The organism is Pseudomonas fluorescens HK44 (assembly GCF_000217955.3).
In the GTDB taxonomy this organism is placed as follows: domain Bacteria; phylum Pseudomonadota; class Gammaproteobacteria; order Pseudomonadales; family Pseudomonadaceae; genus Aquipseudomonas; species Aquipseudomonas fluorescens_AQ.
The window spans coordinates 292911-317704 of record NZ_AFOY02000008.1 but is presented as its reverse complement, the minus strand read 5'-3'; the positions used below and the strand labels follow the sequence as shown (position 1 = coordinate 317704).

Below are 24794 nucleotides of genomic sequence, written 5' to 3'. Positions count from 1 at the left end.
ATGCCTGCCAAATCCACTTATCCCCCTGCAGTCGACTGCGATGTGTTGATTGTCGGCTCCGGTGCGGCGGGTTTGTCCGCCGCCGTCACCGCTGCCTGGCACGGGCTCAAGGTGATCGTCGTGGAAAAAGATCCGGTGTTTGGCGGCGCCACGGCCTGGTCCGGTGGCTGGGCGTGGGTGCCGTGCAATCCGCTGGCCCGGCGCGCCGGCATCATTGAAGACGTCGACCTGCCGCGCACCTACCTCCAGCACGAACTCGGCGAACGCTACGAACCGGCGCTGATCGACGCTTTCCTCGAAGCCGGCCCGCGCATGGTCACATTCTTTGAGGAGCACACCTCGCTGCAATTTGCCGACGGCAACGGCATCGCCGATATTCATGGCGACACACCCGGCGCCGGGACCGGTGGGCGCTCGGTGATAGCTGCGCCTTACGACGCACGCAAGGTCGGCACGTTGCTCAAGCGGTTACGAACAACGATGCGTGAAACCTCGTTCATGGGCATGCCGATCATGGCCGGCGCCGACCTGTCAGCGTTCCTCAATCTGACCCGCTCTTGGTCCGCGTTCTGGCACGTGACCCGGCGTTTCAGCCGACACCTGCTCGACCTCGCGTTACACGGTCGCGCGATGCAACTGGTCAACGGCGTGGCACTGGTGGCGCGCTTGGCAAAATCGGCTGAAGACCTCGGCGTTCTGCTCTGGGCGTCAGCGCCTGTCACCGAGCTGCTGCGCGACGGCAACCGGGTCAGCGGCGCGGTAATCCGCAGCGCCAAAGGCGCGATCCAGATCCGCGCACGCCAAGCCGTGGTGCTGGCGGCCGGTGGTTTTCCCAACGACATCGAACGACGCAAGACACTGTTCCCACGCACGCCCACAGGCGTTGAGCATCTGGCGCTGCCGCCGCTCGGTGCCTCGGGCGACGGCCTGCGGCTGGGCGAAAGCGTCGGTGGCCAGATAAAGACCGACCTCGAATCACCGGTGGCCTGGGCACCGGTTTCTCAGGTGCCCTACAGGGACGGCAGCCTCGGTCACTTCCCGCACATCATCGAACGTGGCAAACCGGGAATCATCGGCGTGCTGCGCAACGGCCAGCGCTTCGTCAACGAAGCCAACGGTTACTACGATTACGTCACGGCCATGGTCGCCGCCGCCCCGGCCGATGAAGAAGTCGCCTCCTGGTTGATTTGCAGCCATCACTTTCAACGTCGTTACGGTCTGGGAATTTCCCGCCCCTTCCCGTTACCCGTCACACCGTTCATTCGCAGCGGCTACTTGAAAACCGCCAACACGATTCAAGAACTGGCTCTGGCCTGCGGCATCGACGCCAGCGCGCTGGAAACCACCGTGTCGCACTACAACCACCATGCGCGAAAAGGTGAAGACCCGCAGTTCGGTCGTGGCTCCACACCTTACAACCGCAAGCAAGGCGACCCACTCCATCAACCCAACCCCTGCGTCGCGCCGATCGACAAAGGTCCGTTCTACGCCGTCAAAGTCCAGCCAGGCTGCTTCGGCACATTCGCCGGGCTGAAGGTCAATCAGCACGCGCAAGTACTTGGCAGCGATGGGCAAGCCATTCCCGGGCTCTACGCCGCCGGCACCGATATGGCCAGCATCATGGGCGGCTACTACCCCGCGGGCGGGATCAATCTTGGTCCGGCCTTGACCTTCGGCTACATAGCCGCGCGACATATCGCTGGCGTAACCGCGTACGAACGGGAGAGCACGCTGCCGCGCTCAACGACTACCGGCGAGGGAACCAAACAGCCAGCGTGATGCCTGAGACGTTCGCTGAAGCTCGTCTGCCGCCATCGTTTTTGCAGGTGAATGCCATACTGCCTTTAATTCGGCATAGTCTGACCATCAACCTGGCGCCCATCCCAGCCACCAGCAACACTCATCACCACGCGTAAACAGAGGATTCCCACATGCTATGGAAAAAAGGCCGCCGCAGTGACAACGTGGTCGATGCACGCGGTGAGGATGCTGGCGGTGGTGGTGACGGCGGCGGGATGCGCTTTGGCGGTGGCAAGGGACTGAGCCTGACGGCCATCGTGCTGATCGTCGGCATCGGCTGGATCACGGGCCAGGACCCGATGCAGATTCTCGGACAGTTGGCCGGACAGATGAACCAACAGTCAGCCCCGGCAACCACGCAAACCGTGCAAACCCGCAAGGCGCCGCCAGCCAATGATCAACAGGCCGAGTTTGTCGCGCGGATCCTCGGCGACACCGAGGACACCTGGGGCCAGATCTTCCAGCAAGCCGGTCGCCAATACACGGCGCCGAAGCTGCTGCTGTTCAGTGGCCGAGTGAATTCCGGCTGCGGTGGCGCCTCCTCGGCGACCGGTCCGTTCTACTGCCCGGCAGATCAACGGGTGTATCTGGACATGAGTTTCTTCAAGGAAATGTCTCAACGCTTCGGTGCCGCCGGCGATTTCGCCCAGGCTTACGTGATTGCTCACGAAGTTGGCCATCATGTGCAAACCTTGCTCGGCGTATCCGCCAAGATCCAGGCCGCACGTCAAAAAGGTGTGCGCATGGAAGGTGACGGCGGTCTGCTGGTGCGTCAGGAATTGCAGGCCGACTGCCTGGCGGGTGTCTGGGCCAACAACGCGCAGAAACGCCTGAACTGGCTGGAGCCGGGTGACGTCGAAGAAGCCTTGAGCGCCGCCAATGCCATTGGCGACGACCGTTTGCAGCAACAGGGTCAGGGCCGCGTGGTCCCGGATTCGTTTACCCATGGTACCTCGGCGCAACGGGTTCGCTGGTTCAAGACCGGCTTTGCCCAGGGCCAGGTCAATCAATGCGACACCTTCGCGACGAAGAGCCTCTAAATGAGTACGCGCTGGCTGCTGGTATTCGCTCTGTTATTCGGCAGCGCCAACCTGCTGGCTGCCGAGCATGCGGTCAAGGTCATCAGCCCTGGTCGGCTGAACATGGGCGACTCCGAACTGGCGGTTGGCATAAGCCAGTCGTCACCGCAAATCCAGCGTGTACTGATCGTGATTCACGGGCGCTTGCGCAATGCCGAAACCTACCGCCAGAGCGCGGAAAGAGCCGCCGAGCAGGCCGGACAAAGCGCAACGACCCTGGTGATAGCGCCGCAATTTCTTAATGAAAGCGACATCGCGCGCCATCAACTGCCCGACAGCCTGCTGCATTGGCGCGGTGATGACTGGATGGCCGGCGAGCTGTCCATCGGAGCGAATCCGCTGAGTTCCTTTGCGGTGCTCGACAAGATTCTGGAACGCCTGAGCGATCGCCAGCAGTTTCCAACCCTGAAAGAAGTCGTCATCGCCGGCCATTCCGGTGGCGCACAAGTGGTGCAACGTTATGCACTGCTCGGCCACGATCAGCCGGCACTGCAATCGGCAGGCGTCAGCGTGCGCTACGTGATCGCCAACCCGTCTTCGTATGCGTATTTCGATGAGCAGCGGCCGGTGCCGTTCAATGTCGCGCGCTGCCCCGGCTTCAACGACTGGAAGTACGGACTGCTGAAACTTCCGGACTACGCCAACGGGCAAACGCCGCAGCAACTGGAGCAAGGCTACGTACAGCGCAACATCACCTATTTGCTCGGTCAGCGAGACACCAACCCGCATCATCCCGCACTCGACAGAAGCTGCGCCGCCGAGACGCAGGGCGCGTCTCGGCTGGTTCGTGGGCATCGCTACTTCGACTACCTGCAGCAGCGTCATCCCGAAGGGTTGAATCAGCGGCTGATCGAGGTGCCCGGCGTCGGGCATAACGGCGACAAGATGTTCACCTCGCCCGAGGGGCAGAAGGCGTTGTTTCAGTAGTACTGAACAACTGTGGCGAGGGAGCTTGCTCCCGCGGGTCGGTCCGCGCTCGGGCAAAGCGACCCCGAAACTGGTCACCGCGGATTATCAGGTACAACGCATTCGCCGGTTTACGACGGCTACGCCGTCGAGCGGGAGCAAGCTCCCTCGCCACAACGGCACTCTCAAGCCGACAACATCTGCTGCAACGCTACACAATCGCGCGCATGTCAATCGGCCAATTCAGGCCACGGGTTTTCCGGCAGATTCACCAACACCGTCCGTGCCCCCGCCGCGCGCCCGCAATCCAGGTCGAAGCGATAATCGCCGACCATCACCAGCTCGCTCGGCGCCACATCCCAGGCCTCGGCCAGTTTCAGCAGACCACCCGGATGCGGTTTGGGCGGTGCTTCATCACGGCCCAGTACATCCTCCACCGCAAAGCAGTCAGCCAGACCGATCGCCTCAAGCGTGACATGCGCCAGCTCGCGAGCATTGCGCGTGAGAATGCCAAGGCGATAGCCGCGCCCGGCCAGCTCACGCACCAGTTCCACCGCACCGGGAGCCGGTTTGGAGCCCAAGGCCAGTTCGCGTTCATGCTTCAGCAGCCAGGCGTGTTTCGCCGCGGCTTCATCGGCCGGCAGTGCGGCGAGGTGGGTGAGGATGTCGTGTTCGGGGGGAATCGCCAGCGCCTGGCGAATCGCCACGAAATCATGCACGGCAATGGTCAGCGTGCCGTCCATGTCGAACACCCAGTGCCGCACCTCGGAGAGACTCATGCCCAGTCCTTGCGATGACGAATCAGGCCTTCCTGCGTCACCGACGCCACCAGTTTGCCCGCGCGGTTGAACACACTGCCGCGTGAGAAGCCGCGAGAATTGCCGGCCCATGGACTGTCCATGGCGTACAGCAACCAGTCATCGGCGCGCAGGTCAGCGTGGAACCACAAGGCGTGATCGAGGCTGGCGACTTGCATGTCTTTCTGCCAGACCGACTTGCCGTGCGGCAACATCGAGGTGGTCAGCAAACCGAAATCGGAGGCATAGGCCAGCAGGTATTTATGCAGCGCCGGCGTATCGGCCAACGCGCCGTCGGCGCGAAACCAGACGTACTTGATCGGGTCGGCCGGTTGCGGGTTGTACGGGTCTTTCTCAGTGACCGGGCGGACTTCGATCGGCTTGGGGCAGAGCAGCTTTTCGCGCATGTGCTCGGGAATCAAATGCGCGCGTTGCTGGGTGATTTCCAGCTCCGACGGCAGGTTTTCCGGGCCGACCACTTGCGGCATCGCGGTCTGGTGCTCGAAGCCTTCTTCGTCGTACTGGAATGACGCGCTGCACGTGAAGATCGGGTTACCCTTCTGGATCGCCGTCACACGGCGCGTGCTGAAGCTACCCCCATCGCGCACCCGATCCACCTGGTAGACCACCGGCATACCCGCATCGCCCGGACGCAGGAAATAACCGTGCATCGAATGCACATGACGCGCGTCTTCGACCGTCTGGCTGGCCGCAGAAAGGGACTGGCCCAACACCTGGCCGCCGAACAACTGACGAAAACCAAGGTCCTGGCTGCGACCGCGAAACAGGTTTTCTTCAATCGGTTCCAGGGTCAGCAAGTCGACCAGATCATCCAACACTTGGCTCATTCAGACTCTCCTCACACAACGCAATACCGCGCAGTCTTGGCTGCGGCGGTCGATTCAGATAGTGGCCAGGGCCAACCATCAGCCCATTGTAAACATCCCGGCCAGCTTATCCATGCAAGGTTTGCAACCATTGCTCGCGGGTAATGCGGTACAGCACATGGCGGCGCAGCGGATGATCGGGCGCCAGTTTGGGGTGCTCGAAATCCGCTGCGGGGTCGTGATGCATGCCAATGGCTTGCATGACTTTCTGCGAAGGCAAGTTGGCCTCAGAGGTAAACGCCACGACTTCGTCCAGCGCCAAACGGTCAAAGCCGCAACGCAGAGCGGTCCAGGCCGCTTCACTGGCGTACCCCAACCCCCAGTGCTCACGAGCCAGGCGCCAGCCGATTTCAGTCGCCGGGGTGAAAGAAGCCTCGAACCCGACCACCGCCAATCCGGTAAAACCGATAAACGCGCCAGTGTCCTTGCGCTCCAGCGCCCACAAACCGTAACCATGCTCCGCGAAATGACCACGGATTCGCCCGATCAATGCCGCGCTTTCCAGACGGCTCAAGGGCGCCGGAAAGTAGCGCATGACCTGCGGGTCGGCGCACATCGCCGCAAACGCCGGCAAATCCTCATCGCGCCATTGGCGCATCAGCAGCCGCGCGCTTTCGAGTTGCAGTATCGGCTCCATCGTTCCCCCTCCGTTCCCCTGCAAACAAGTCTACATCGCTGGTAGGATCCTTCACTCATTCACTCCATGAAATTGCCATGTCGCTGCCGCTGATTTACCACGAAGACTACAGCCCCGAGTTCCCGGCGGAACATCGCTTTCCCATGGACAAGTTCCGACTGCTGCGCGATCACCTGGTGGACACTGGCCTGACCGCTGATCACCAATTGCTGCGCCCGGACATCTGCCCGACCGAGATTCTCGCCCTCGCCCATGACCCTGCGTACATCGAACGCTATATGGGCGGCGAGTTGTCCCGCGAAGACCAGCGGCGGCTCGGCCTGCCGTGGAACGAAGCGCTGGCCCGACGCACCGTGCGTGCTGTCGGCGGCTCATTGCTGGCCGCCGAGCAGGCACTGGAGCACGGCATGGCCTGTCATCTGGCCGGCGGCACGCATCACGCTCATTACGATCACCCGGCAGGTTTCTGCATCTTCAATGACCTGGCGGTGATCAGCCATTACCTGCTGGAAAGCGGTCGCGTCGGTCGGGTACTGATCTTCGACTGCGACGTGCACCAAGGCGATGGGACTGCACGCATACTGGAACATACCCCGGACGCGGTGACGGTTTCCCTTCATTGCGAAAAGAACTTTCCCGCACGCAAGGCCAAAAGCGATTGGGACATCCCGCTGCCCATGGGCATGGGCGATCAGGACTACTTGAAAGTGGTCGATGACGCGTTGAATTACCTGCTGCCGCTCTATCAGCCCGACCTGGTGCTGTATGACGCCGGTGTCGATGTGCATAAAGACGATGCGTTGGGCTACCTGAAACTGACCGATGAAGGCGTCGCCGCCCGCGACGAAAGCGTATTGCGCCATTGCCTGGGGCGTGACATCCCGGTGGTCGGGGTGATCGGCGGCGGCTACAGCAAGGACCGCCAGGCCCTGGCGCGACGCCATGGCATCCTCCATCACAGCGCGCAACGGGTCTGGCAGTCATCAGGTTGTCATTGAGCTGTGGATGCTTTACCCACAATGCCTGTGGAACGGCCTGTGGATAACCTGAGTGAAAGGACCTACAGCCCATGCTGCACACAGCCTGCAAAGCTGTGGCTATTTTTTGATCAGATTATTGAATACACCTAAATAACAGGTGAGCGAGCTTGCTCGCGATAGCGGTCTGTCAGTTACATAGATGTTGAATGTCCCATCGCCTTCGCGAGCAAGCTCGCTCCCACACTATTTGCTGCTGCTAGAATGCCCGCCCTATTCCGCCGAACCGCAGCTCACGCCATGACCCAGCCCTCCGCCAACCTCCCTCACCACGTCGCCATCATCGGTGGCGGCCCTGCCGGCCTGATGGCCGCCGAGGTGCTGAGCCAGGCGGGGGTCAAGGTCGATCTGTACGACGGCATGCCCTCGGTGGGCCGCAAATTCCTGCTGGCCGGCGTCGGCGGCATGAACATTACCCATTCCGAAGCCTACCCGGCATTTCTGGCGCGTTATGCCGAGCGCGCTCCGCACATTGCCCCGTTGCTACGCGAATTCGGCGCTGAAGCCTTGTGCCAGTGGATTCATGGGTTGGGTATCGAAACGTTCATCGGCAGCTCTGGCCGAGTGTTTCCGACCGACATGAAGGCCGCCCCGCTACTGCGCGCCTGGCTCAAACGCCTGCGCGATGCCGGCGTTGTTATCCACACCCGCCACCGTTGGCTGGGCTGGAACGCCGATGGCAGCCTGCGTATCGATAGCCCTGACGGTGAGAAAGCGATCAGCGCCGATGCGCTGTTACTGGCGCTGGGTGGCGGCAGCTGGTCCCGTTTGGGCTCGGATGGCGCCTGGATGCAGCCGCTTGCGCAACGCGCGATTGCCCTGGCACCGTTGCAACCGAGCAATTGTGGTTTCGAGGTGAAGGCCTGGAGCGAGCTGATGGTCAGCAAATTCGCCGGGGCCCCGCTGAAAAATATCGCCATTGGCCTCAATGACGATGCCCCGCGACTCGGCGAATGCGTGATCACCGCCACCGGCATCGAAGGCAGTTTGATTTATGCGTTGTCGGCACCGATCCGCGAGAGCATCAATCAGACCGGCTCGGCCACCCTTCACCTCGACCTGCTGCCCGGCAGGCCTGTGGATAAAATCCAGGCGGCACTGAGTAAACCCCGCGGTTCACGCTCCATGGCCAAACACTTGCACAGCCAACTCGGCCTTGATGGCGTCAAGGCTGCACTGTTGCGCGAACTGACACCCGCCGAATGCTTCACTGACCCACTTTTACTGGCCTGCGCGATCAAGGCCTTGCCGCTGACACTGGTCAACACCCGCCCATTGGACGAAGCCATCAGCAGTGCCGGCGGCGTGACGTTCGAGGCGATGAATGAAAACCTGATGCTCAAGCAATTGCCCGGTGTGTTCTGCGCGGGGGAAATGCTCGATTGGGAAGCGCCAACGGGTGGCTATCTACTGACCGCGTGTTTCGCCAGTGGACGAGCGGCGGGGTTGGGGATGGTGGAGTGGCTGAAACACAGAAGCTGATCGTTCCCACACGTGGGAACGATCATTGTCGGGGGCTTAAGGCTTACGCTTACGCGGCCCGGTATTGAACACCGGCACTTTGCGCACTGGCTTGATCGAAGGCTCCGGCGCCGAAGCATCACCGCTTTCCACCCACTTGCCGAGGTTGCGTTTGCCGCCACCGGAGACTTTGGGCTTCTTCGGTTTTTTCGGCTTCTTGACCACCTGACCGCTGGCATCGGTGTCCGGCACGCGGTGTTCAGGCTCGAAGTCCTGCTCCATGTGGCGGGTCAACGTCTGACGCGTCAGCATCTCGATGGCCGACAGCTGATTCACTTCATCGGCACACACCAGCGAAATCGCCTCGCCGGTCGCGCCTGCACGGCCGGTGCGACCGATACGGTGGATGTAGTCCTCGGCGACGATTGGCAGGTCGAAGTTCACCACCAGCGGCAAGTCTTCAATATCCAGACCACGGGCCGCGACGTCAGTAGCGACCAGAATCTGCACTTCGCTGGCCTTGAAACGGTCCAGTGCGCGCTGGCGCGTGGCTTGTGGTTTGTCGCCGTGAATACCGTCGGCATTCACGCTCAGACCCTGGAGTTTTTCCACCAACTGATCAACGCCGTTGCGGGTCTTGGCAAACACCAGCACCTGCTTCCAGCGATTCTTGCGCAGCAAGTGAATGAACAGCTCGGCCTTGCGCTTCTTGTCGACCGTGACCACCCATTGCTTGACGGTATTGGCGGCAACGTTACGCGGGCTGACTTCGATGCTCAGCGGATCATTGAGCATTTTTCCGGCCAACTCGCGAATCGCATCGGAGAAGGTCGCGGAGAACAGCAACGTCTGACGTTTTTTCGGCAGCGCCTTGTAAATGTTTGCCAGCTCTTCGGAGAACCCCAGGTCGAGCATGCGGTCGGCTTCGTCCAGCACCAGGGTTTGCAACTGGTTGAACTTCAGCGCGTTCTGGCGGAACAGATCCAGCAGGCGACCAGGCGTGGCGACCAGTAGGTCGACGCCTTTGCGCAACTTCATCATTTGCGGGTTGATGCTGACGCCACCGTACACTGCGTAGGTGCTCAGCGGCAGGTTCTCGGCATACTGACGCACGCTTTCATGAACCTGCTCGGCCAGCTCGCGGGTTGGCACCAGAATCAGCGCACGTACCGAGTTACTGGTGACTTTCGGCCCTTCCATGGCCAGCAACTGCAACAGCGGCACGGCGAAACCAGCGGTCTTGCCGGTGCCGGTCTGGGCGGCAGCCATCAGGTCGCGACCGGCCAGCACTGCCGGAATGGCTTGCGTCTGCACCGGGGTCGGAGTCTGGTAGCCGAGCGTCTCAAGGGCGCGCAGCAAGGGTTCGATCAGGCCAAGAGTGGCGAAAGTCATGGGAATACCGTAGGAAAAATCAGCGCGAGTATGCAATGGCGCGCAGTTTACCCTAATTCACACGGGATTCTGTCGGCACCAAGACCGCAGGCCGCTCAGGAGCACGGCGCCACTGCGGCAGACCGATCAACACCACGGCGCTGATGATCACCGCCATCGCCAATGCCTCGGCGATACCGATGCGTTCTCCGGCAAAAACGATCCCCAACAACACCGCCACTGCCGGGTTGACGTAGGCATAACTGGTGGCTGCCGCCGGGCGGACGTTTTTCAGCAGGTACAGATAGGCGTTGAACGCAACGATCGAGCCGAACACCACCAGGTACAGCATCGCAACCCAACCCTCGAGCGGCGGCAGGCTTTGCAGGTGTTCGCCCGTCAGTGCGCTGCCGATCAACAGCACCACGCCGCCGATGAGCATTTGCGCCGCGCTGGACATCGCGCCCTGAGGCAAGGGCAAATGCTTGCTCCAAACCGAACCAAACGCCCAGGCTGCCGCCGCACCAATCAGCAGCGCAGCTCCCAAAGGGCTCGATTGCAGATTGGAGCCCAGATTGAGCATGGCGATACCGATCAGCCCGAGCACAATCCCCGCCCATTCCAGACGGGTATTACGCGCCCCCCAGAAATATCCGCAGAGCAAGGTAAACAACGGCACCGTCGCCACCGCCAATGCCGCAACGCCAGAGGCCACGCCCGTGTGCTCGGCCATGCTGACCGCGCCATTGCCAAAACTGAGCAACAAAATCCCGATCAGCCCCGCCGCCTTCCACTGCGGCCAGGTCGGCGCCGGCACACCGCGCCAGCGCAGGAAGGCGTACATCAGCGTCCCGCCGACAATAAAACGAATGCCCCCAAGCATCAGCGGCGGCCAGTACTGCACGCCGATGCGAATCACCAGGTAGGTCGATCCCCAGATCACGTACAACGCGAAAAAGGCCCCCATCAGCGGTAACGGGAAACGGCGTAGACCAGGCATAGGACGCTCGAAGGCAGGACGGAGGAGCGTTATTTTAGAAAACCGATGGACGGAACTTAAGTGACAAAACCTGTTTATAAGGCCAGTACACTTTTCAAAGCACGGAGATCACGGCTATAAACCGACGCGCAGGCTACTCAGTGCACTACTGGAAAACGGTCGAGCTTCCTACGCCGAGTTGGAGGTGAGCATGAAGTAGTGCCCCCTGTGGGAGCGAGCTTGCTCCGGGCGGCGATCCGACGATGACGCCGGCACACTCACCACACAAGTGACTGACAGACAGCTATCGCGAGCAGGCTCGCTCCCACAGTGGAGTGGTGATGCAGTCAGAACCCGCGATGGCGCTTGAGGTGTTCGTTGATCTTCGCCGCCGGCACTTTCTGCAAGCTGCACAGCAGATCATGGGACAACTCGCGCAAGCCGTGTTTCTGCCGCAGCTCCTGCGCCAGATGCGCGGTGAGGTTGGCGGCCATTTCGGCGTCGGCCATGGCCCGGTGAGCCTGACCGGTATGGGGCAATTGGGCGAAGGTGGTCAGGGTACCGAGTTTGTGGTTCGGCGCAGCCGGCATCAGGCGGCGGGCGAGTAACAGCGAACAGGCAAAGTTCTGCAAGCGTGTGCGTTTGATCCGCCCCAGTTCAAAGTCCCAGAACTTCTGGTCGAAGGCCGCGTTGTGGGCCAGCAGGGGCGTGATACCGACGAATTCGTTGACCTCATTCATCACCTGCTCGGCCGAGGGCGCGGTGCGCAGCATGGCGTTGCTGATGCCAGTCAGTTGCTCGATGAAGGCCGGGACGCGCACGCCGGCGTTCATCAGGCTTTGGTAACGGTCGACAATCCGCCCCTGTTCAAGAATCACCACGGCAATTTCCGTGGCCCGGCAGCTGCTGCTCGGGGAGATTCCGGTGGTTTCAAAGTCGATGACGGCTATGCGTTCCAAACCTGTTCCTTGCGTTCAGTATTCAGTTTTTAAGCAGCAACGCGCCTTCGATCGGCACGTAACGGCTGGCTGCGCGAATCAGCGAGTTGGCGGTGAGCCCCGGCACGCCATAGGCCACCGCTTCGACACCGTGCTTGGCAATGATCCGCTCCAGCAACATGTCGAAATCACCGTCCCCCGAGGCCAGCACCACTTCGTCGACGTGATCGGCGGCGTCCATGATGTCGAGGGTGATGCCCACGTCCCAGTCGCCCTTGGCCGAGCCGTCGCTGCGCTGGATGTAGGGCTTGAGCTTCACGATGAAACCGAGGTTGCGCAGGATCTGCTGAAATTGCTGCTGCTTGCTGTCGCCGCGATCGATGGCGTAGGCATAGGCCTCGACGATCTGCCCGCGCTGACTGACGTCAGCCCAGAGGGCGGCGTAGTTGAAATGACAACCGTAGGCCTGGCGCACGGTGTAATAGAGGTTTTGGACATCGGCGAACACCGCGATCTTCTTCACCGCACATCCTCATGGCGCACACAAGCGCGGGCGATTGATCAGACTCAAGGTCCGAAAAGTCGCCCAGTATGCCAGTCGGAAGGATTTTTCCGCGAATAATCAGTCCGGGGCGCAACAAGGCCCCGGACGAACGGCGTATCAGACGAAGGAATCGTCGTCATCGCCACCGAAGAATGAGCTGTCGTTGCTGTCGTCAGCGTCTGCAAACCCGCCTAGGTCGTTGTTGCTCCAGGAATCGTTGTTGGCCAGACGCTGGTCGTCATTGCCCCAGCCGCTGTTGTCACTCACTTGAGCCGGCTCTTGCTTGATGACTTCAACGATTTCCTGCGGCTGCTGCTGGTTGCTGTGGAACAGGCTGCTGATGCCCTGCGCCAGCATCACGCCACCGGCCACGCCGGCTGCGGTTTTCAAGGCGCCACCGAGGAAACTGCTGCCGGCTGCCGGCGCCTGTTGCTGAGGTGCCGCGTAGTTCTGTTGTGGGGCACCAAAGTTTTGCTGTGGGGCACCAAAGCCCTGCTGTGGCGCGCCATAGTTTTGAGGCGGTGGCGCAGAAGGTCGCGCCGGTTCACGCCAGCCGCCGCTCGATGCTGGAGCGCTCTGGGCCGGTGCAGGCTGCGGATCACGGGCGCCACCGAAGATGCTCGACAGGAAACCACCGCCGCTGTTGCCCGGTGCCGGTGCGGCGGCCTGGGACTTGGCTTGTTGCAGTTCGGCTTGCAGTTGCTGAATTTGCTGGGTGAGCTGTTTGTTCTGCTCATCGAGGCTCTTGATCGCCGCCTCTTGCACCAGAATCGCCTGAGTCATGAAATAGCCCGCCGCAGGCTGGCGGCCCAAATGTTCCTTGATCCGCGCTTCGGCCAGGGCATCGCGCGGGGATGAATCCGTTTCGGCCTGTTGCAGCCGGGAAAACAGTCCATCGATCAGGGTTTGTTCTTCGCTGTTCATGGCGACCTCATAGATTGCCGGGAAATCATCGCCCTTTTCCCTTATGGATAAGGTGCCCACTAGTTATGGGGCTGTTACTGATTGTTTCAATGGCCTTTACCGAACGTTTACGTTTGCTCGACTGCCGGTCGCATCGGTTACAGTGTCGACATACTTTGTAACCAGCGAAAGCGACCGATGAATCCGTTAGACGTACTCCGCGACTCCTTGTATTTCTTCCAGCGCAACCTGGGCCGCATTGTGCCGCTGTGCCTGCCGTTGGTCGTGCTCGAAGCGTTGCTTCAGCAACTGGTCGACCACTCCCAGGGGCCAGACGCCTTTCCTGGCTATAGCGTGATTGTCGGGTTGCTGGTGTATCCGCTGTACACCGCCGCGCTGATCCTGTTTCTCGATGCCCGCAGCCGTGGCGAATCGCCGCGCACCCTGGCCCTGTTGTCGGCGTCGGTCAGCCTGTGGCCACGCTTTGCGCTGCTGACGGCGGTCAATACCTTGCTGATTCTGGTGGGGTTGTCGCTGTATTTCCTGCCGGGCATCTGGCTGATGGTGATGCTCGCCTTTGCCGAATACCTGCTGGTGCTGCGCAACATGCAACCACTGGAGGCCATCCGGGAAAGCATGCGCCTGGCCCGTGGCAATTTCCTGCGCATCCTGCTGTGCATTCTCTGCGTGATGGGCCCGTTGTGGATGCTCAAAGGTGCGAGCATGGCCATCTACCCTGAACCGCAAAATCCCGCGCTGTCGCTGATCATCGAAAGTGTCCATAGCTTTCTGCAACTGTTCACCAGCGTGGTGCTGTTTCGCTTGTTCATGCTGATCAGCGAGGCCCCCGACAAAACCGGAGGCAGCGCCTGACAGCTCTACTCTTGGGGTCCGGACGCACCTCGGTTATGCTCGGGCCCAACTTTGTAACGCCATAAGCCGAGCCATGACCCGTCTACTGCGCTACACCCTGCTGGGCCTGCTGATACTTGTCAGTCTGCTGTTTTCGTTTCTCTACAGCCTGACCTGGCGCCCCGACGCCAAGGAAACGCTCCCCGTCAGTTGCAGCACCCGCGCGCCTGCGCTGGTGCCGGGGCAGGCGTTGAAGGTGATGACCTGGAACGTCCAGTACCTGGCGGGCAAACGTTATGTGTTCTGGAATGATCTGGCCCAAGGTCCTGACGAAAGTCCGACCCCGGAAGACATGGCCTTCAGCCTTGATGAAGTGGCACGGGTAATCCGCGATGAGCAGCCGGACCTGGTCCTGTTGCAGGAACTGGATGATGACGCCAAGGCCAGCGGCTATCAGCATCAGCTCAAACTGCTCCAGGAACGCCTGGCCGACCTCTACCCTTGCAGCACACACGCCTTCGACTGGAAGGCCGACTTCGTTCCCGATCCGCATATTTTTGGCAGCGTTGGCCGCCAATTGGCGACCTTGAGCCGCTACCAGATCGAACACGCCGAACGCCTGCAACTGCCCGAAGCACCGGTCAACTTCATCAGCCGCCAGTTCCAGCCGAAAAATGCCCTGTTGGTGAGTTACCTGCCATTGCGCGACGGCGGGCAAATGGCGGTGCTCAATACCCACCTCGATCGGGCGGTGCAGCCTGATGAGACCCAGCAGGCGAAGGTGACGGTGGTTGCCAAGGTACTCGACACGTATGAAGGTCGCGGCACGCCGTGGCTGATCGGTGGCGACTTCAACCTGTTGCCGCTGGGCCAGTATCAACGCCTCGCGCCCGAACAGCGCACGCCCTACTCCGCCGACAGCGCGCTGCATGTGTTGTGGGACAAGTACCCGATGATCCCGACCAACAACGAGGCCAGCGGTGTCGAGCGGGACCAGTGGCTGACCCATTACCCTAACGACCCCGGCCTCAACGGCCCGGATCGCACCGTCGACTACCTGTTCTACAGCCCACGGATCAAACGGGTCGAAGCGCAAGTGCGGCAGGACGATACGCTGCGCATCTCCGATCACTTGCCGGTGATTGCACGGTTTCTGCTCCCCGTCGCCCCCTAGAGCAAATAAATAACCTGTGGCGAGGGGGCTTGCCCCCGTAGGGTCGCGAAGCGGCCCTGAACCTGTCACTACGTTTTATCAGGTACACCGCATTTGCCGATTTACGACTGCTACGCCCGAACGCGGACCGGCCGACGGGGGCAAGCCCCCTCGCCACAGGATTAGTGTGAGCCACTGCGCACTACAAAGCCCGTCTACTTACGCGGCTTGGCCCGCGCCGTGGCCTCTGCCACCAGCGGATCATCCGGCCAGTAATGCTTCGGATAGCGCCCTTTCAAATCCTTCTTCACTTCGGCGTAAGTACTGCGCCAGAAGTTCGCCAGGTCCTGGGTCACCTGCACCGGCCGCCGCGCCGGCGACAACAGATGCAGCTTGACCACCTGGCGGCCACCGGCAATGCGCGGGGTTTCGGCAAGGCCGAACAGCTCCTGCAAGCGCACCGCGAGAATCGGTGGCTGCTCGCTGTAATCCAGACGAATCGATGAGCCGGAAGGCACGCTCAGATGATGCGGCGCCTGCTCATCGAGGCGTTGCGGCAATGGCCACGGCAGCAGGTTATGCACAAAGCTCGACACGTCCAGGCTGGCGAAATGGCTGAGCCGCGAAACCCGTCCCAGGTACGGCATCAACCAGTGTTCCAGACTGTCCAGCAACGCCGCATCACTGACGTCCGGCCACTCACTCTCGCCCTGCTTGCTCAAGTCCAACTGACGCAGCAATGCCACTCGTGCCTGCCACTGACGCAACTCCGGAGTCCACGGCAACAGTTCCAGCCCCTTGCGGCGCACCAGATTGACCAACGCCTGGCTGCGTGCGGTCTCATCAAGGCCGGTCAACGGTTCGCGACTGAGCACCAACTCACCGACCTTGCGCTGCCGCTCGGCCCGCAACACGCCTTCACGTTCGTCCCAATCGAGCTGATCGACGCAGCGCACTTGCTCCGCCAATACCGAATCGAACAGCGCCGGATCAAAATCCGCTGCCAGATAAATCCGCTCTTCGCGTTGCCCCTGACGACTGCCCAGATCGGCGATCACCAGCCAGGGTTGCTTCATCAGGCTGTCAGCCTCGGCGAACAATGCTGCACGACCGTTGGCCAAACGATACTCCGCACCACCGGCGCGGCGCTGCTGGGCGACGCGGTCCGGATAGGCCAGCGCCAGCAAGGCGCCGAGCCAGCGCGGATGCTCCGGATCGCTGACCGGCGACTCGGCTTTGCCACGCAGATAACCACGATATTGCCGGGCCAATTGCCGCGCCCGCTGCACACCACCTTGAGCACCACGCGCCGCTCGCTCTTCGCCGGACAACAGCACCAGTCGACTGTGCAAGTCCGCACCAGCACCGCGCAAAATGTCCCGCTCGCCAAGCAACGCAGCAACGTCGCAGGCCATGTTCGCCAGCCCCAACGCTTGCCCACGCAGTAACAGATGTGCGATGCGCGGATGGGCCGGCAGTTCGGCCATGGCCTGCCCGTGGCGAGTGAGTTTCCAGTCTTCAGCGGACGAACCCTGCACGGCGCCAAGGCGTTCGAGCAAGTCCTGCGCCTGTGCATAAGCCGCCGCCGGAGGCACATCGAGCCAGACCAACTGCCCAGGCATCACGCCCCAACGCCCGAGCTGCAGGGCGAGCCCGGCAAGGTCGGCCGAGAGAATTTCCGGGCTGGCATAGGCCGCCAATTGTTCGTGCTGATCCTGCGACCACAGCCGATAACACACGCCCGGTTCCAACCGTCCTGCTCGGCCGGCACGCTGGGTGGCGCTGGCACGGGAGATGCGCTGGGTGTCGAGGCGGGTCATGCCGCTGCCAGGATCGAACCGCGGCACTCGCGCCAACCCGGCGTCGATGACCACGCGCACGCCATTAATGGTCAAACTGGTTTCGGCGATATTGGTGGCCAGCACCACTTTGCGTTGGCCAGGTGGCGCCGGATCGATGGCCGCACGTTGCGCCGCCAGATCGAGCTCGCCATGCAACGGGCAGAGCAACACCCCGGAGCGCTCGCCCAAGGTATCCGCCAACTGCTGGTGCACACGACGGATTTCCGCTTGCCCGGGAAGAAACACCAACAGGCTGCCCGCTTCATCGTTCAAGGCCTCGAGAATGGTCTGCACCACTCGCGGTTCGATGAATTCACCCGGCTGAAAGGGTCGCCCCCAGCGCATCGTCACCGGGTACATGCGACCTTCGCTACGCAGGATCGGTGCGTCATTCAGCAGCCCGGCGAGACGCTCGCCTTCAAGCGTCGCCGACATCAACAGGATCTTCAGCGGCTGCTCATCCCGAAACAACTCGCGGCCATTCAGGCTCAGGGCCAGCGCGAGATCGGCATCGAGGCTACGCTCGTGGTACTCGTCGAAAATCAGCAGGCCCACGCCGTCCAGCGCCGGGTCCTCCTGCAAGCGACGCGTGAGGATGCCTTCGGTGACGACTTCAATGCGCGTGTTCGGCCCAACCTTGCTGTCCAGGCGAATCCGGTATCCGACTGTTTCGCCGACTTTCTCGCCGAGCTCGCTGGCCAGCCGTTCGGCCGCCGCCCGCGCAGCCAGCCGACGCGGTTCAAGCATAAGGATGGTTTGCCCGGCCAGCCATGGCTCATTCAACAGCGCCAACGGCACGCGGGTGGTTTTACCGGCGCCGGGCGGTGCTTCGAGCACGGCTTCGTGGCGTGTCGCCAAGGCTTCACGCAGCGCGGGTAAAACTTCATCAATTGGCAAAGAAATCATGCTGGCTCCAAAACAGATCGCCGAGTATAACGGCGAACTGCCTGGCGTTAATCACGGTCCTAATTCATACCGACGACGTTTCGTTTCAAGTTTGCTCAGGAGATTTATTATGCGTGCTCCGTTTCGCCTGATTGGCGGTGTACTGGTTGCGACCCTGCTGACCCAAGTGACCGCTTGCGGTTCGATTTTCTACCCGGATCGCCGTGGCCAGATCGACGGCAAGATCGACCCGGCGATTGCCGCGCTCGATGCCGTGGGCCTGCTGTTCTATATCATCCCCGGGCTCGTCGCGTTCGCTATAGACTTCACCACTGGCGCGATTTACTTCGAACCCGGCAAGACCGCGCAAGTGGCGCCGGAGAAACTCCAGCAGGCCATCGATGCCAACGGCAAGGTCGATAACCACAAGTTGCAGGCCATTCTCGAAAGCGAACTGGGCCGCAGCTTCCCGCTGGATGACCCGCGCCTGATCCAGCACAAGGGCAGCGTTCAGCAACTGGCCATGCTCGGCCTGCAACCCGCCGCTTGATACACAACACCGAGGAAACGCTCCACCTATGACCAGCAGCCCGGAACACGCTCGCCTGTTACGCCTCGCCACCCGCGCCTCCGTGGCGGTGGCGAGCACACTCATTGTCGCCAAGGCCATTGCCTGGTGGCTGAGCGGATCGGTGAGCATGCTCGCCGGGCTGACGGACTCGGCACTCGACGGCGTGACGTCGCTGCTCAATCTGTTGGCGGTGCATTACGCGTTGCGCCCGGCCGATGACGATCACCGCTACGGGCACGGCAAGGCGGAATCCTTGTCGGGCATGGCACAGGCACTGTTCATCGGGGGCAGCGCGGTATTGATCGCGTATCAGGCATTCGAGCGCCTGAAACACCCGGAACCGGTGGGCGCGCCGTGGATCAGCATTGGCGTGATCATCTTTTCCCTCGTCCTGACCCTGGCGCTGCTGATGTTGCAATACCGGGTAATCCGCGAAACCGGCTCCAGCGCAGTACGCGCCGACTCGCTGCATTATCGCTCCGACATGATGCTCAACGGCAGCATCCTGGTAGCGTTGGTACTGGCCGGTTTTGGCTGGCATCAAGTCGATGCCTGGTTCGGCCTGGGGATCGCCTTCTACATTCTGTGGAGCGCGATACAAATCGCCCGGGAAAGTTTTGCCGTGCTGATGGATGAAGAACTGCCACCGGACGTCAGCCAGCACATGCTCGAACTGGCGTGTAGCGTGCCCGGTGTACTCGGCGCACACGACTTGCGCACCCGGATCTCCGGCAGTCACTGGTTCGTGCAATTGCATCTGGAGTTGCCGGGGGAACTGACGCTGTCAGTCGCTCATGGCATCAGTGATCAAGCGGCGGACGCCATTCACGCCGTTTACCCGCGAGCCGAAGTGCTGGTGCACGCCGACCCGCAGGAAGCGGTGAAGACCACCCGGAATCAGAAAGTGACCTGATAACCGCGTGAGACAAGGCAATTACCCTCGGCCTGGCGGTAAGTCTGTACCACCTGTGGCGCCGGCTGATAGGTCACGGTCCGTGGGTCAAACCCGCTCTGCTGGACCGCCCAACGATAACAATCGTAACCGTCCTGAGTGACCTGCTCGGGCGACTGCCCATTGATCGGGTATGCCACCACGTCATAACCATTGCTGACGGGTTGTGGTTCCGGGTTGCCTACCGGCGGCTCAACCACAACGTAGTCCTGAGTGCTCTCCTCGTAGGCGTAGTACGCGCCTGCCGCCAGAAACATCAGCGCACCACCGATCCACACCTCCTGAGCATAATCGGGCAAATACCTCACACGGATCCCGCGAGGCGGTTGAACCACCACATAACGCGGCCCGTGTGGGCGATACCAATAACCACCGGAGTAGAAGTAATCCTGCCCATGGTACGGCACACGGTCGTGGCGCTCAGGGAAGCGCTCGATTATCTGACCTGGCCGATACCGCGGCCCCTCACCCCAGCCATTGCCATGCCCTTCCGGACGTCCCGACCAGCGACGCTCATCCCGATGGTCATCGCGACCACCGGCCTGCCAACGCTGGTTGTAATCGTTGCGCCGTGGAACGTCCTGATAGTAGCCGCGCTGCGGCTCCTGGGTCTGGCGAACAGTGTCCGGACGGTTCTGGATCGGCAGGTTGTTCATGGGCGCGGGTCGGACTTGAACCTGGCCATTGGGCTCGTGTCGCTGACGGTTCTGCCAGTCGCCTCCCTGATTCTGACCGTTGTGTTCGAACTGGCGGCTATTGTTGCCACGAATGATTTCAGTCTGCGGACGAGGCTGGTTGTACTCGACGCGAGGTTGATTGTTTTGCGGGTGCTGCTGGATGCTTTCCATACGAGGCGGATTGTTTTCAGGACGCGGTTGATTATTCCCCGGTCGCCCCTCGCCACCGCGCTCGTGCTGACCACCACCGTTATTGTGTTGCTGTTGCTGTTGCTGTTGCTGTTGCTGGAGTCGTTGCCGTTCCTGAAGGTGTTCCTCGCCCCCCTGACCTTCTGCCAGCAATGGCGCGCTGACACTTACACACAACACACCAACACCTGCCATACGCCAGATGCACGACTTCATGCTATTCCTCACTGCGGTGGTGACCTATACATAAGACTGGAAAAGCACAGGCCGGTTCAGCAACAGGTTATCAGTCACGAGACTTATTTTGCAGGCAATAAAAGGCGTTTCTCGTAATCCGTTGACTTGCACCTAACGCTCGCAGTTCCCGGTAGATCGCCGGTGTTTACGACAGCATGAAGCAGGCTTCCGACCCAAAAGGTAGGGGCGCAAAATACCAATAACCTGTCGCAGTCTGCCCAAAAATAAAAAGCCCCGGCGATTGCCCGCCGGGGCTGGAGACTTCAACAGAGAACTCAGTGACCGCCGAGGTAGGCGTTACGCACCTCTTCGTTCACCAGCAACTCCTTGCCGGTACCGCTCAGGCGGATCTGGCCGTTGACCATCACATAGGCCCGGTCGGACAGCTTGAGCGCGTGGTTGGCGTTCTGCTCGACCAGGAAGATGGTCATGCCGGTGCTCGCCAGTTCGCGCAGGGTGGCGAAAATCTGTTTCACCACAATCGGTGCCAACCCCAGGCTCGGCTCATCAAGTAGCAGCAATTTGGGCCGGCTCATCAATGCCCGGGCAATGGCGAGCATTTGCTGCTCGCCACCGGACATGGTCATCGCCCGCTGATTGCGCCGCTCCTTGAGCCGTGGAAACAGCTCGAACATGCGCTGCATGTCCTCGGTAGCGTACTGGTCGCCAATCGGGATCGTGCCCATCAGCAGGTTTTCCTCGACGGTCATGTCAGGGAATACCCGCCGCCCTTCCGGCGACTGCGCAATACCGTTGGAAGCGATGTAATGGGACGACTTGTGGGTGATGTCCACACCGCGATAGACGATCTGCCCGCCGGCCGCCCGTGGCTGGCCGAAGATCGACATCAGCAACGTCGATTTACCGGCACCGTTGGAGCCGATCAGGCTGACGGTTTCGCCTTCGTTGATGTGCAGCGAGACCTTTTTCAGGGCCTGGATCGGCCCGTAGAACACGTCGATCGCTTTCAGTTCGAGGATCGGTTGAGTCATACCAGCTCCTCTTCATCAGCACCCAGGTAGGCGGCAATTACTTTCGGATCGTTGCGGATCGCTTGAGGGTTACCCTCGGCGATCACGTTACCGTGGTCCAGCACCACGATGTGGTCGGAAATGCTCATTACCATGCCCATGTCGTGTTCAATCAGCACCACCGTAATGTCGTGGTCGTCGCGCAGATGCCGAATCATCGCGCTGAGCGCTTCGGTTTCCTGCGGGTTGAGGCCCGCCGCCGGTTCGTCCAGGCAAATGATCTTGGGCCGGGTGCACATGGCCCGGGCGATTTCCAGACGCCGTTGCTGACCGTAGGAAAGCTCACCGGCCAGGCGGTTGGCGCAGTCCACCAGATCGACCACCTCCAGCCAGTAGAAGGCATGGTCCAGGGCATCGCTTTCGGCCTTGCGGTAGCCTTTGGTGTTGAGAATGCCGGACACCAGATTACGGTTGACCCACATGTGCTGAGCCACCAGCAGGTTCTCGATCACCGACATTTCCCTGAACAGGCGAATGTTCTGGAAAGTCCGTGCCAGGCCGGCACGGTTGATCAGGTGCGTGCCGCCGAACATCTTGTAATGCAGCCGGTTGACGAAGCGTTTTGGCGACACGAAATCGGTCGCCTTGAACGGTTCCCCGAGCATCTTGATGACGTTGGTTTTGACACCCCGGGTGTTCAGTTCGATATGCCCGCCAGAGGCTTTGTAGAAACCGGTCAGGCAGTTGAACACCGTGGTCTTGCCCGCACCGTTGGGGCCGATCAACGCGAAGATCGAGTTACGCTTGACCTTCAGGCTGACGTCGCTCAGGGCTTTGATGCCGCCGAAGTGCATCATCAGGTTCTCTACCGAGAGAATGACTTCATCGCTCATGACGCGTTCCTCTCAGTCAAGGCACCCTTACGCGGGGTCACACCGGTACGGCTGATACGAATCAGGCCGCGCGGTTTCCAGATCATCATCAGTACCATGAGGATGCCAAACAGCAATACGCGGTATTCCGCGAAGCCGCGCAGCAGTTCCGGGGCGACGGTCAGCACGAACGCAGCGATTACCACGCCGACGGTCGACCCCATGCCGCCGAGTACGACGATGGCGAGGATCAAGGCCGACTCGAAGAACGTGAACGAGGTCGGGTTGACGAAGCCTTGGTAGCTGGCAAAAAACACACCCGCCAGACCGGCGGTAGAAGCCCCCAGGGTAAAGGCCGACAGCTTGACCAGTACGTGGTTGAGGCCCATGGCGCGGCAGGCGATCTCATCTTCGCGCAAGGCCTCCCAGGCCCGCCCGACCGGCATTCGGGTCAGGCGATGCTTGATGTACAGCACCAGCATCACGACGAGGAACAACACGGCATAGATGAACATGAACTTTATATTCGGGTTGTATTCGGTCCCGAAGAATTCATGGAAGGGTATCCCGCCATCCTTCGCCACACGGGTGAACTCGATACCGAAAAACGACGGTGATGGCACCGGCATGCCGTTAGGCCCGCCCGTGAAGGACAGCCAGTTGGTCAGTATCAGGCGAATGATTTCACCGAAGCCCAGGGTCACGATGGCCAGATAGTCACCGTGCATGCGCAACACCGGAAAGCCGAGGATGCATCCGGCCAGCGCCGCCATGAGTGCCGACAGCGGCAACACGGTCCAGAAGCCCAGGCCAAGGTAGTGATAACCCAGTGCCAGGCCATAAGCGCCGATGGCGTAGAACGCCACGTAACCCAGGTCGAGCAGACCTGCCAGGCCGACCACGATATTCAGGCCAAGGCCCAGCAACACGTAGATCAAGCCCAGGATCACCACCGTCAGCAGGTACTTGTCGGCGAAGACTGGGAACACGATAGCGATCACGATCAACGCCGGGATGATGAAGCGCAGCCGAGACTTGAAATCAGGTGCCAGCACATGCACGCCGGAGCCGACGATTTCGAAGCGTTGCTGAACCTTCAGGCCCTTGGCAGTCTGCATGAACAGGCTCAAGGCAAGACGCCCGATCATCACCGCCCCGACCATCCAGGCCACCCGCGTCGGTTGCAGATTGTAGCTATAGCCTTCAAGCACTACGCCCACGATCGGGCCGAAGACAATCAGGGCAATCAACCCGGCCAGAACCGTGTCGATCAGGCTTTTTTTCACATCGATAGGTTTGTTATTAGCGTCGGACATGCTTACACCTTCGCCACAAGTGGGCGACCCAACAGGCCTTGAGGACGGAAAATCAGGATCAGTACCAGCAGCGAGAAGCTGAAGACGTCCTTGTAGTCAGAGTTGATCACGCCGGAAAACAGCGACTCGGAAACGCCGAGGATGATCCCGCCGAGCATGGCGCCAGGCAGCGAACCGATTCCGCCGAGTACCGCAGCGGTGAACGCCTTGATGCCGATCACGAAGCCTGCGTAGAAATCGAAAGTGCCGTAGTTCACCGTGATCAAGACACCCGCCAGCGCAGCCATGGCGGCGCCGATAATGAACACGTAGGAGATCACCCGGTCGGTGTTTATCCCGAGGATCGAGGCCATCTTGCGGTCTTGTTGAGTGGCACGACACATGCGCCCCAACTTGGTGTATTTGATGACGTAGGTCAGCAGGGCCATCCCGATAAACGCGGCGACCAGAATGAAGATCTTGGTGTAGGTAATCTGCACGAAACCCGTACCGATATCGAATCTCAGCCCACCGCTCAGCAGCGTAGGGATACCCTGTTGCCGTGAGCCTTGAGCGATCTGTGCGTAGTTCTGCAGGATCAGGGAAACGCCGATAGCACTGATCAGCGGTGCCAGTCGGGTGGAGTTGCGTAGCGGTTTGTAGGCGATGCGTTCGATGACCCAGCCATACACACCCGTCACGAAGACAGTGAACAGCAAGGTACCCAGGATCAACAGCGGAAAGGATTCGACACCGAAGTAAGACAGCAGAGCCAAGCTGATTGCCGCCAGGTACGCGGAAATCATGTACACCTCGCCGTGGGCGAAGTTGATCATGCCGATGATGCCGTAGACCATTGTGTAGCCGATGGCGATCAGGCCGTAGACTGACCCGAGAGTCAAACCGTTGATAACTTGTTGCAGGAAAATACCGTCCATCATGCACTCTCACTAACTTGAG

Annotated in this window: 23 protein-coding genes; 9 read left to right on the top strand and 14 right to left on the bottom strand. The window is 60.9% G+C overall.

What is annotated here, in order from left to right; genetic code table 11:
* The 3 genes from HK44_RS07945 to HK44_RS07935 all read left to right on the top strand — a co-directional run bounded on the left by HK44_RS07945 (position 1) and on the right by HK44_RS07935 (position 3806).
* Complete coding sequence (locus tag HK44_RS07945; RefSeq protein WP_019691567.1) at positions 1-1779, top strand: FAD-dependent oxidoreductase; 1779 nt, start codon at positions 1-3, stop codon at positions 1777-1779.
* Positions 1780-1931: 152 nt separating this feature from the next.
* The gene (ypfJ, locus tag HK44_RS07940) at positions 1932-2840 is read left to right on the top strand and encodes a KPN_02809 family neutral zinc metallopeptidase (RefSeq protein WP_019691566.1); all 909 of its coding nucleotides are present in this window, start codon (positions 1932-1934) and stop codon (positions 2838-2840) included.
* Positions 2841-3806, top strand: a complete 966-nt coding sequence (locus HK44_RS07935; protein ID WP_019691565.1) for a hypothetical protein — start codon at positions 2841-2843, stop codon at positions 3804-3806. It begins immediately after the preceding gene.
* 209 nt (positions 3807-4015) lie between these two features.
* Here the strand turns inward: HK44_RS07935 and HK44_RS07930 are convergent, their stop codons facing one another.
* The 3 genes from HK44_RS07930 to HK44_RS07920 all read right to left on the bottom strand — a co-directional run bounded on the left by HK44_RS07930 (position 4016) and on the right by HK44_RS07920 (position 6106).
* The gene (locus HK44_RS07930) at positions 4016-4564 is read right to left on the bottom strand and encodes an HAD family hydrolase (protein WP_052014733.1); all 549 of its coding nucleotides are present in this window, start codon (positions 4562-4564) and stop codon (positions 4016-4018) included.
* Entirely contained in the window at positions 4561-5430 is an 870-nt protein-coding gene (gene tesB, locus HK44_RS07925; RefSeq protein WP_019691564.1) for an acyl-CoA thioesterase II, read from the bottom strand. The genes HK44_RS07930 and tesB overlap by 4 nt, the downstream gene beginning before the upstream one ends.
* A 106-nt stretch (positions 5431-5536) precedes the next feature.
* Positions 5537-6106, bottom strand: coding sequence for a GNAT family N-acetyltransferase (locus HK44_RS07920; RefSeq protein ID WP_019691563.1), 570 nt, complete (start codon positions 6104-6106; stop codon positions 5537-5539).
* A gap of 77 nt (positions 6107-6183) precedes the next feature.
* On the opposite strand from HK44_RS07920, the gene HK44_RS07915 reads away from it, so the two are divergent.
* The gene (locus HK44_RS07915) at positions 6184-7104 is read left to right on the top strand and encodes a histone deacetylase family protein (RefSeq protein WP_019691562.1); all 921 of its coding nucleotides are present in this window, start codon (positions 6184-6186) and stop codon (positions 7102-7104) included.
* A 279-nt stretch (positions 7105-7383) separates the two neighbouring features.
* Entirely contained in the window at positions 7384-8625 is a 1242-nt protein-coding gene (locus tag HK44_RS07910) for a TIGR03862 family flavoprotein (protein ID WP_024264803.1), read from the top strand.
* A gap of 36 nt (positions 8626-8661) precedes the next feature.
* Here the strand turns inward: HK44_RS07910 and HK44_RS07905 are convergent, their stop codons facing one another.
* From HK44_RS07905 to HK44_RS07885, 5 genes are all read right to left on the bottom strand, one after another.
* On the bottom strand, positions 8662-9996 hold the full coding sequence (locus HK44_RS07905) for a DEAD/DEAH box helicase (RefSeq protein WP_019691560.1): 1335 nt from the start codon (positions 9994-9996) through the stop codon (positions 8662-8664).
* 52 nt (positions 9997-10048) lie between these two features.
* A complete protein-coding gene (gene yedA, locus HK44_RS07900; RefSeq protein WP_019691559.1) occupies positions 10049-10975 on the bottom strand; it encodes a drug/metabolite exporter YedA in 927 nt (308 codons plus the stop codon).
* 326 nt (positions 10976-11301) lie between these two features.
* The gene (locus HK44_RS07895) at positions 11302-11913 is read right to left on the bottom strand and encodes a 3'-5' exonuclease (protein WP_019691558.1); all 612 of its coding nucleotides are present in this window, start codon (positions 11911-11913) and stop codon (positions 11302-11304) included.
* A 22-nt stretch (positions 11914-11935) separates the two neighbouring features.
* Positions 11936-12415: an NYN domain-containing protein gene (locus HK44_RS07890; RefSeq protein WP_019691557.1), complete on the bottom strand. Its 480-nt coding sequence runs from the start codon at positions 12413-12415 to the stop codon at positions 11936-11938.
* 138 nt (positions 12416-12553) lie between these two features.
* Positions 12554-13360 (bottom strand): DUF2076 domain-containing protein, encoded by an 807-nt coding sequence (locus tag HK44_RS07885; RefSeq protein WP_019691556.1) that lies wholly within the window; start codon positions 13358-13360, stop codon positions 12554-12556.
* 177 nt (positions 13361-13537) lie between these two features.
* On the opposite strand from HK44_RS07885, the gene HK44_RS07880 reads away from it, so the two are divergent.
* A complete protein-coding gene (locus tag HK44_RS07880; protein ID WP_019691555.1) occupies positions 13538-14212 on the top strand; it encodes a YciC family protein in 675 nt (224 codons plus the stop codon).
* A 73-nt stretch (positions 14213-14285) separates the two neighbouring features.
* Complete coding sequence (locus HK44_RS07875) at positions 14286-15365, top strand: endonuclease/exonuclease/phosphatase family protein (protein ID WP_019691554.1); 1080 nt, start codon at positions 14286-14288, stop codon at positions 15363-15365.
* 194 nt (positions 15366-15559) lie between these two features.
* Here HK44_RS07875 and hrpB read toward each other — a convergent pair whose 3' ends face one another.
* On the bottom strand, positions 15560-18091 hold the full coding sequence (gene hrpB / locus HK44_RS07870; RefSeq protein WP_019691553.1) for an ATP-dependent helicase HrpB: 2532 nt from the start codon (positions 18089-18091) through the stop codon (positions 15560-15562).
* A gap of 109 nt (positions 18092-18200) precedes the next feature.
* Between hrpB and HK44_RS07865 the strand changes: the two genes are divergently transcribed.
* Positions 18201-18620 carry a hypothetical protein gene (locus tag HK44_RS07865; protein ID WP_019691552.1) on the top strand — a complete coding sequence of 140 codons (420 nt, stop codon included), beginning with the start codon at positions 18201-18203 and terminating at the stop codon, positions 18618-18620.
* A gap of 28 nt (positions 18621-18648) precedes the next feature.
* Entirely contained in the window at positions 18649-19554 is a 906-nt protein-coding gene (locus tag HK44_RS07860) for a cation diffusion facilitator family transporter (protein ID WP_019691551.1), read from the top strand.
* Here the strand turns inward: HK44_RS07860 and HK44_RS07855 are convergent.
* The 5 genes from HK44_RS07855 to HK44_RS07835 all read right to left on the bottom strand — a co-directional run bounded on the left by HK44_RS07855 (position 19539) and on the right by HK44_RS07835 (position 24772).
* Positions 19539-20675 (bottom strand): DUF6515 family protein, encoded by a 1137-nt coding sequence (locus tag HK44_RS07855; protein ID WP_019691550.1) that lies wholly within the window; start codon positions 20673-20675, stop codon positions 19539-19541. The two genes, HK44_RS07860 and HK44_RS07855, sit on opposite strands and share 16 nt — an antisense overlap.
* Positions 20676-20971: 296 nt before the next feature.
* Positions 20972-21688, bottom strand: coding sequence for an ABC transporter ATP-binding protein (locus HK44_RS07850; RefSeq protein WP_019691549.1), 717 nt, complete (start codon positions 21686-21688; stop codon positions 20972-20974).
* Positions 21685-22560 carry an ABC transporter ATP-binding protein gene (locus tag HK44_RS07845; RefSeq protein ID WP_019691548.1) on the bottom strand — a complete coding sequence of 292 codons (876 nt, stop codon included), beginning with the start codon at positions 22558-22560 and terminating at the stop codon, positions 21685-21687. Before HK44_RS07845 ends, HK44_RS07850 begins: the two co-directional genes overlap by 4 nt.
* Entirely contained in the window at positions 22557-23855 is a 1299-nt protein-coding gene (gene livM, locus HK44_RS07840; protein WP_019691547.1) for a high-affinity branched-chain amino acid ABC transporter permease LivM, read from the bottom strand. The genes HK44_RS07845 and livM overlap by 4 nt, the downstream gene beginning before the upstream one ends.
* A 2-nt stretch (positions 23856-23857) precedes the next feature.
* Entirely contained in the window at positions 23858-24772 is a 915-nt protein-coding gene (locus HK44_RS07835) for an ABC transporter permease subunit (protein ID WP_024264802.1), read from the bottom strand.
* Positions 24773-24794: the final 22 nt, after the last annotated feature.

Excerpts from the sequence above, each read along its gene's own strand:
- HK44_RS07905 (WP_019691560.1), bottom strand. The coding sequence starts at position 9,996 with ATGACTTTCGCCACTCTTGGCCTGATCGAACCCTTGCTGCGCGCCCTT.
- hrpB (WP_019691553.1), bottom strand. The coding sequence starts at position 18,091 with ATGATTTCTTTGCCAATTGATGAAGTTTTACCCGCGCTGCGTGAAGCC.
- HK44_RS07850 (WP_019691549.1), bottom strand. The coding sequence starts at position 21,688 with ATGACTCAACCGATCCTCGAACTGAAAGCGATCGACGTGTTCTACGGG.
- HK44_RS07880 (WP_019691555.1), top strand. The coding sequence starts at position 13,538 with ATGAATCCGTTAGACGTACTCCGCGACTCCTTGTATTTCTTCCAGCGC.
- yedA (WP_019691559.1), bottom strand. The coding sequence starts at position 10,975 with ATGCCTGGTCTACGCCGTTTCCCGTTACCGCTGATGGGGGCCTTTTTC.
- HK44_RS07930 (WP_052014733.1), bottom strand. The coding sequence starts at position 4,564 with ATGAGTCTCTCCGAGGTGCGGCACTGGGTGTTCGACATGGACGGCACG.
- tesB (WP_019691564.1), bottom strand. The coding sequence starts at position 5,430 with ATGAGCCAAGTGTTGGATGATCTGGTCGACTTGCTGACCCTGGAACCG.
- HK44_RS07885 (WP_019691556.1), bottom strand. The coding sequence starts at position 13,360 with ATGAACAGCGAAGAACAAACCCTGATCGATGGACTGTTTTCCCGGCTG.
- HK44_RS07875 (WP_019691554.1), top strand. The coding sequence starts at position 14,286 with ATGACCCGTCTACTGCGCTACACCCTGCTGGGCCTGCTGATACTTGTC.
- HK44_RS07945 (WP_019691567.1), top strand. The coding sequence starts at position 1 with ATGCCTGCCAAATCCACTTATCCCCCTGCAGTCGACTGCGATGTGTTG.
- HK44_RS07835 (WP_024264802.1), bottom strand. The coding sequence starts at position 24,772 with ATGGACGGTATTTTCCTGCAACAAGTTATCAACGGTTTGACTCTCGGG.
- HK44_RS07855 (WP_019691550.1), bottom strand. The coding sequence starts at position 20,675 with ATGAAGTCGTGCATCTGGCGTATGGCAGGTGTTGGTGTGTTGTGTGTA.
- HK44_RS07935 (WP_019691565.1), top strand. The coding sequence starts at position 2,841 with ATGAGTACGCGCTGGCTGCTGGTATTCGCTCTGTTATTCGGCAGCGCC.
- HK44_RS07845 (WP_019691548.1), bottom strand. The coding sequence starts at position 22,560 with ATGAGCGATGAAGTCATTCTCTCGGTAGAGAACCTGATGATGCACTTC.
- HK44_RS07920 (WP_019691563.1), bottom strand. The coding sequence starts at position 6,106 with ATGGAGCCGATACTGCAACTCGAAAGCGCGCGGCTGCTGATGCGCCAA.
- HK44_RS07865 (WP_019691552.1), top strand. The coding sequence starts at position 18,201 with ATGCGTGCTCCGTTTCGCCTGATTGGCGGTGTACTGGTTGCGACCCTG.
- ypfJ (WP_019691566.1), top strand. The coding sequence starts at position 1,932 with ATGCTATGGAAAAAAGGCCGCCGCAGTGACAACGTGGTCGATGCACGC.
- HK44_RS07910 (WP_024264803.1), top strand. The coding sequence starts at position 7,384 with ATGACCCAGCCCTCCGCCAACCTCCCTCACCACGTCGCCATCATCGGT.
- HK44_RS07860 (WP_019691551.1), top strand. The coding sequence starts at position 18,649 with ATGACCAGCAGCCCGGAACACGCTCGCCTGTTACGCCTCGCCACCCGC.
- HK44_RS07915 (WP_019691562.1), top strand. The coding sequence starts at position 6,184 with ATGTCGCTGCCGCTGATTTACCACGAAGACTACAGCCCCGAGTTCCCG.
- livM (WP_019691547.1), bottom strand. The coding sequence starts at position 23,855 with ATGTCCGACGCTAATAACAAACCTATCGATGTGAAAAAAAGCCTGATC.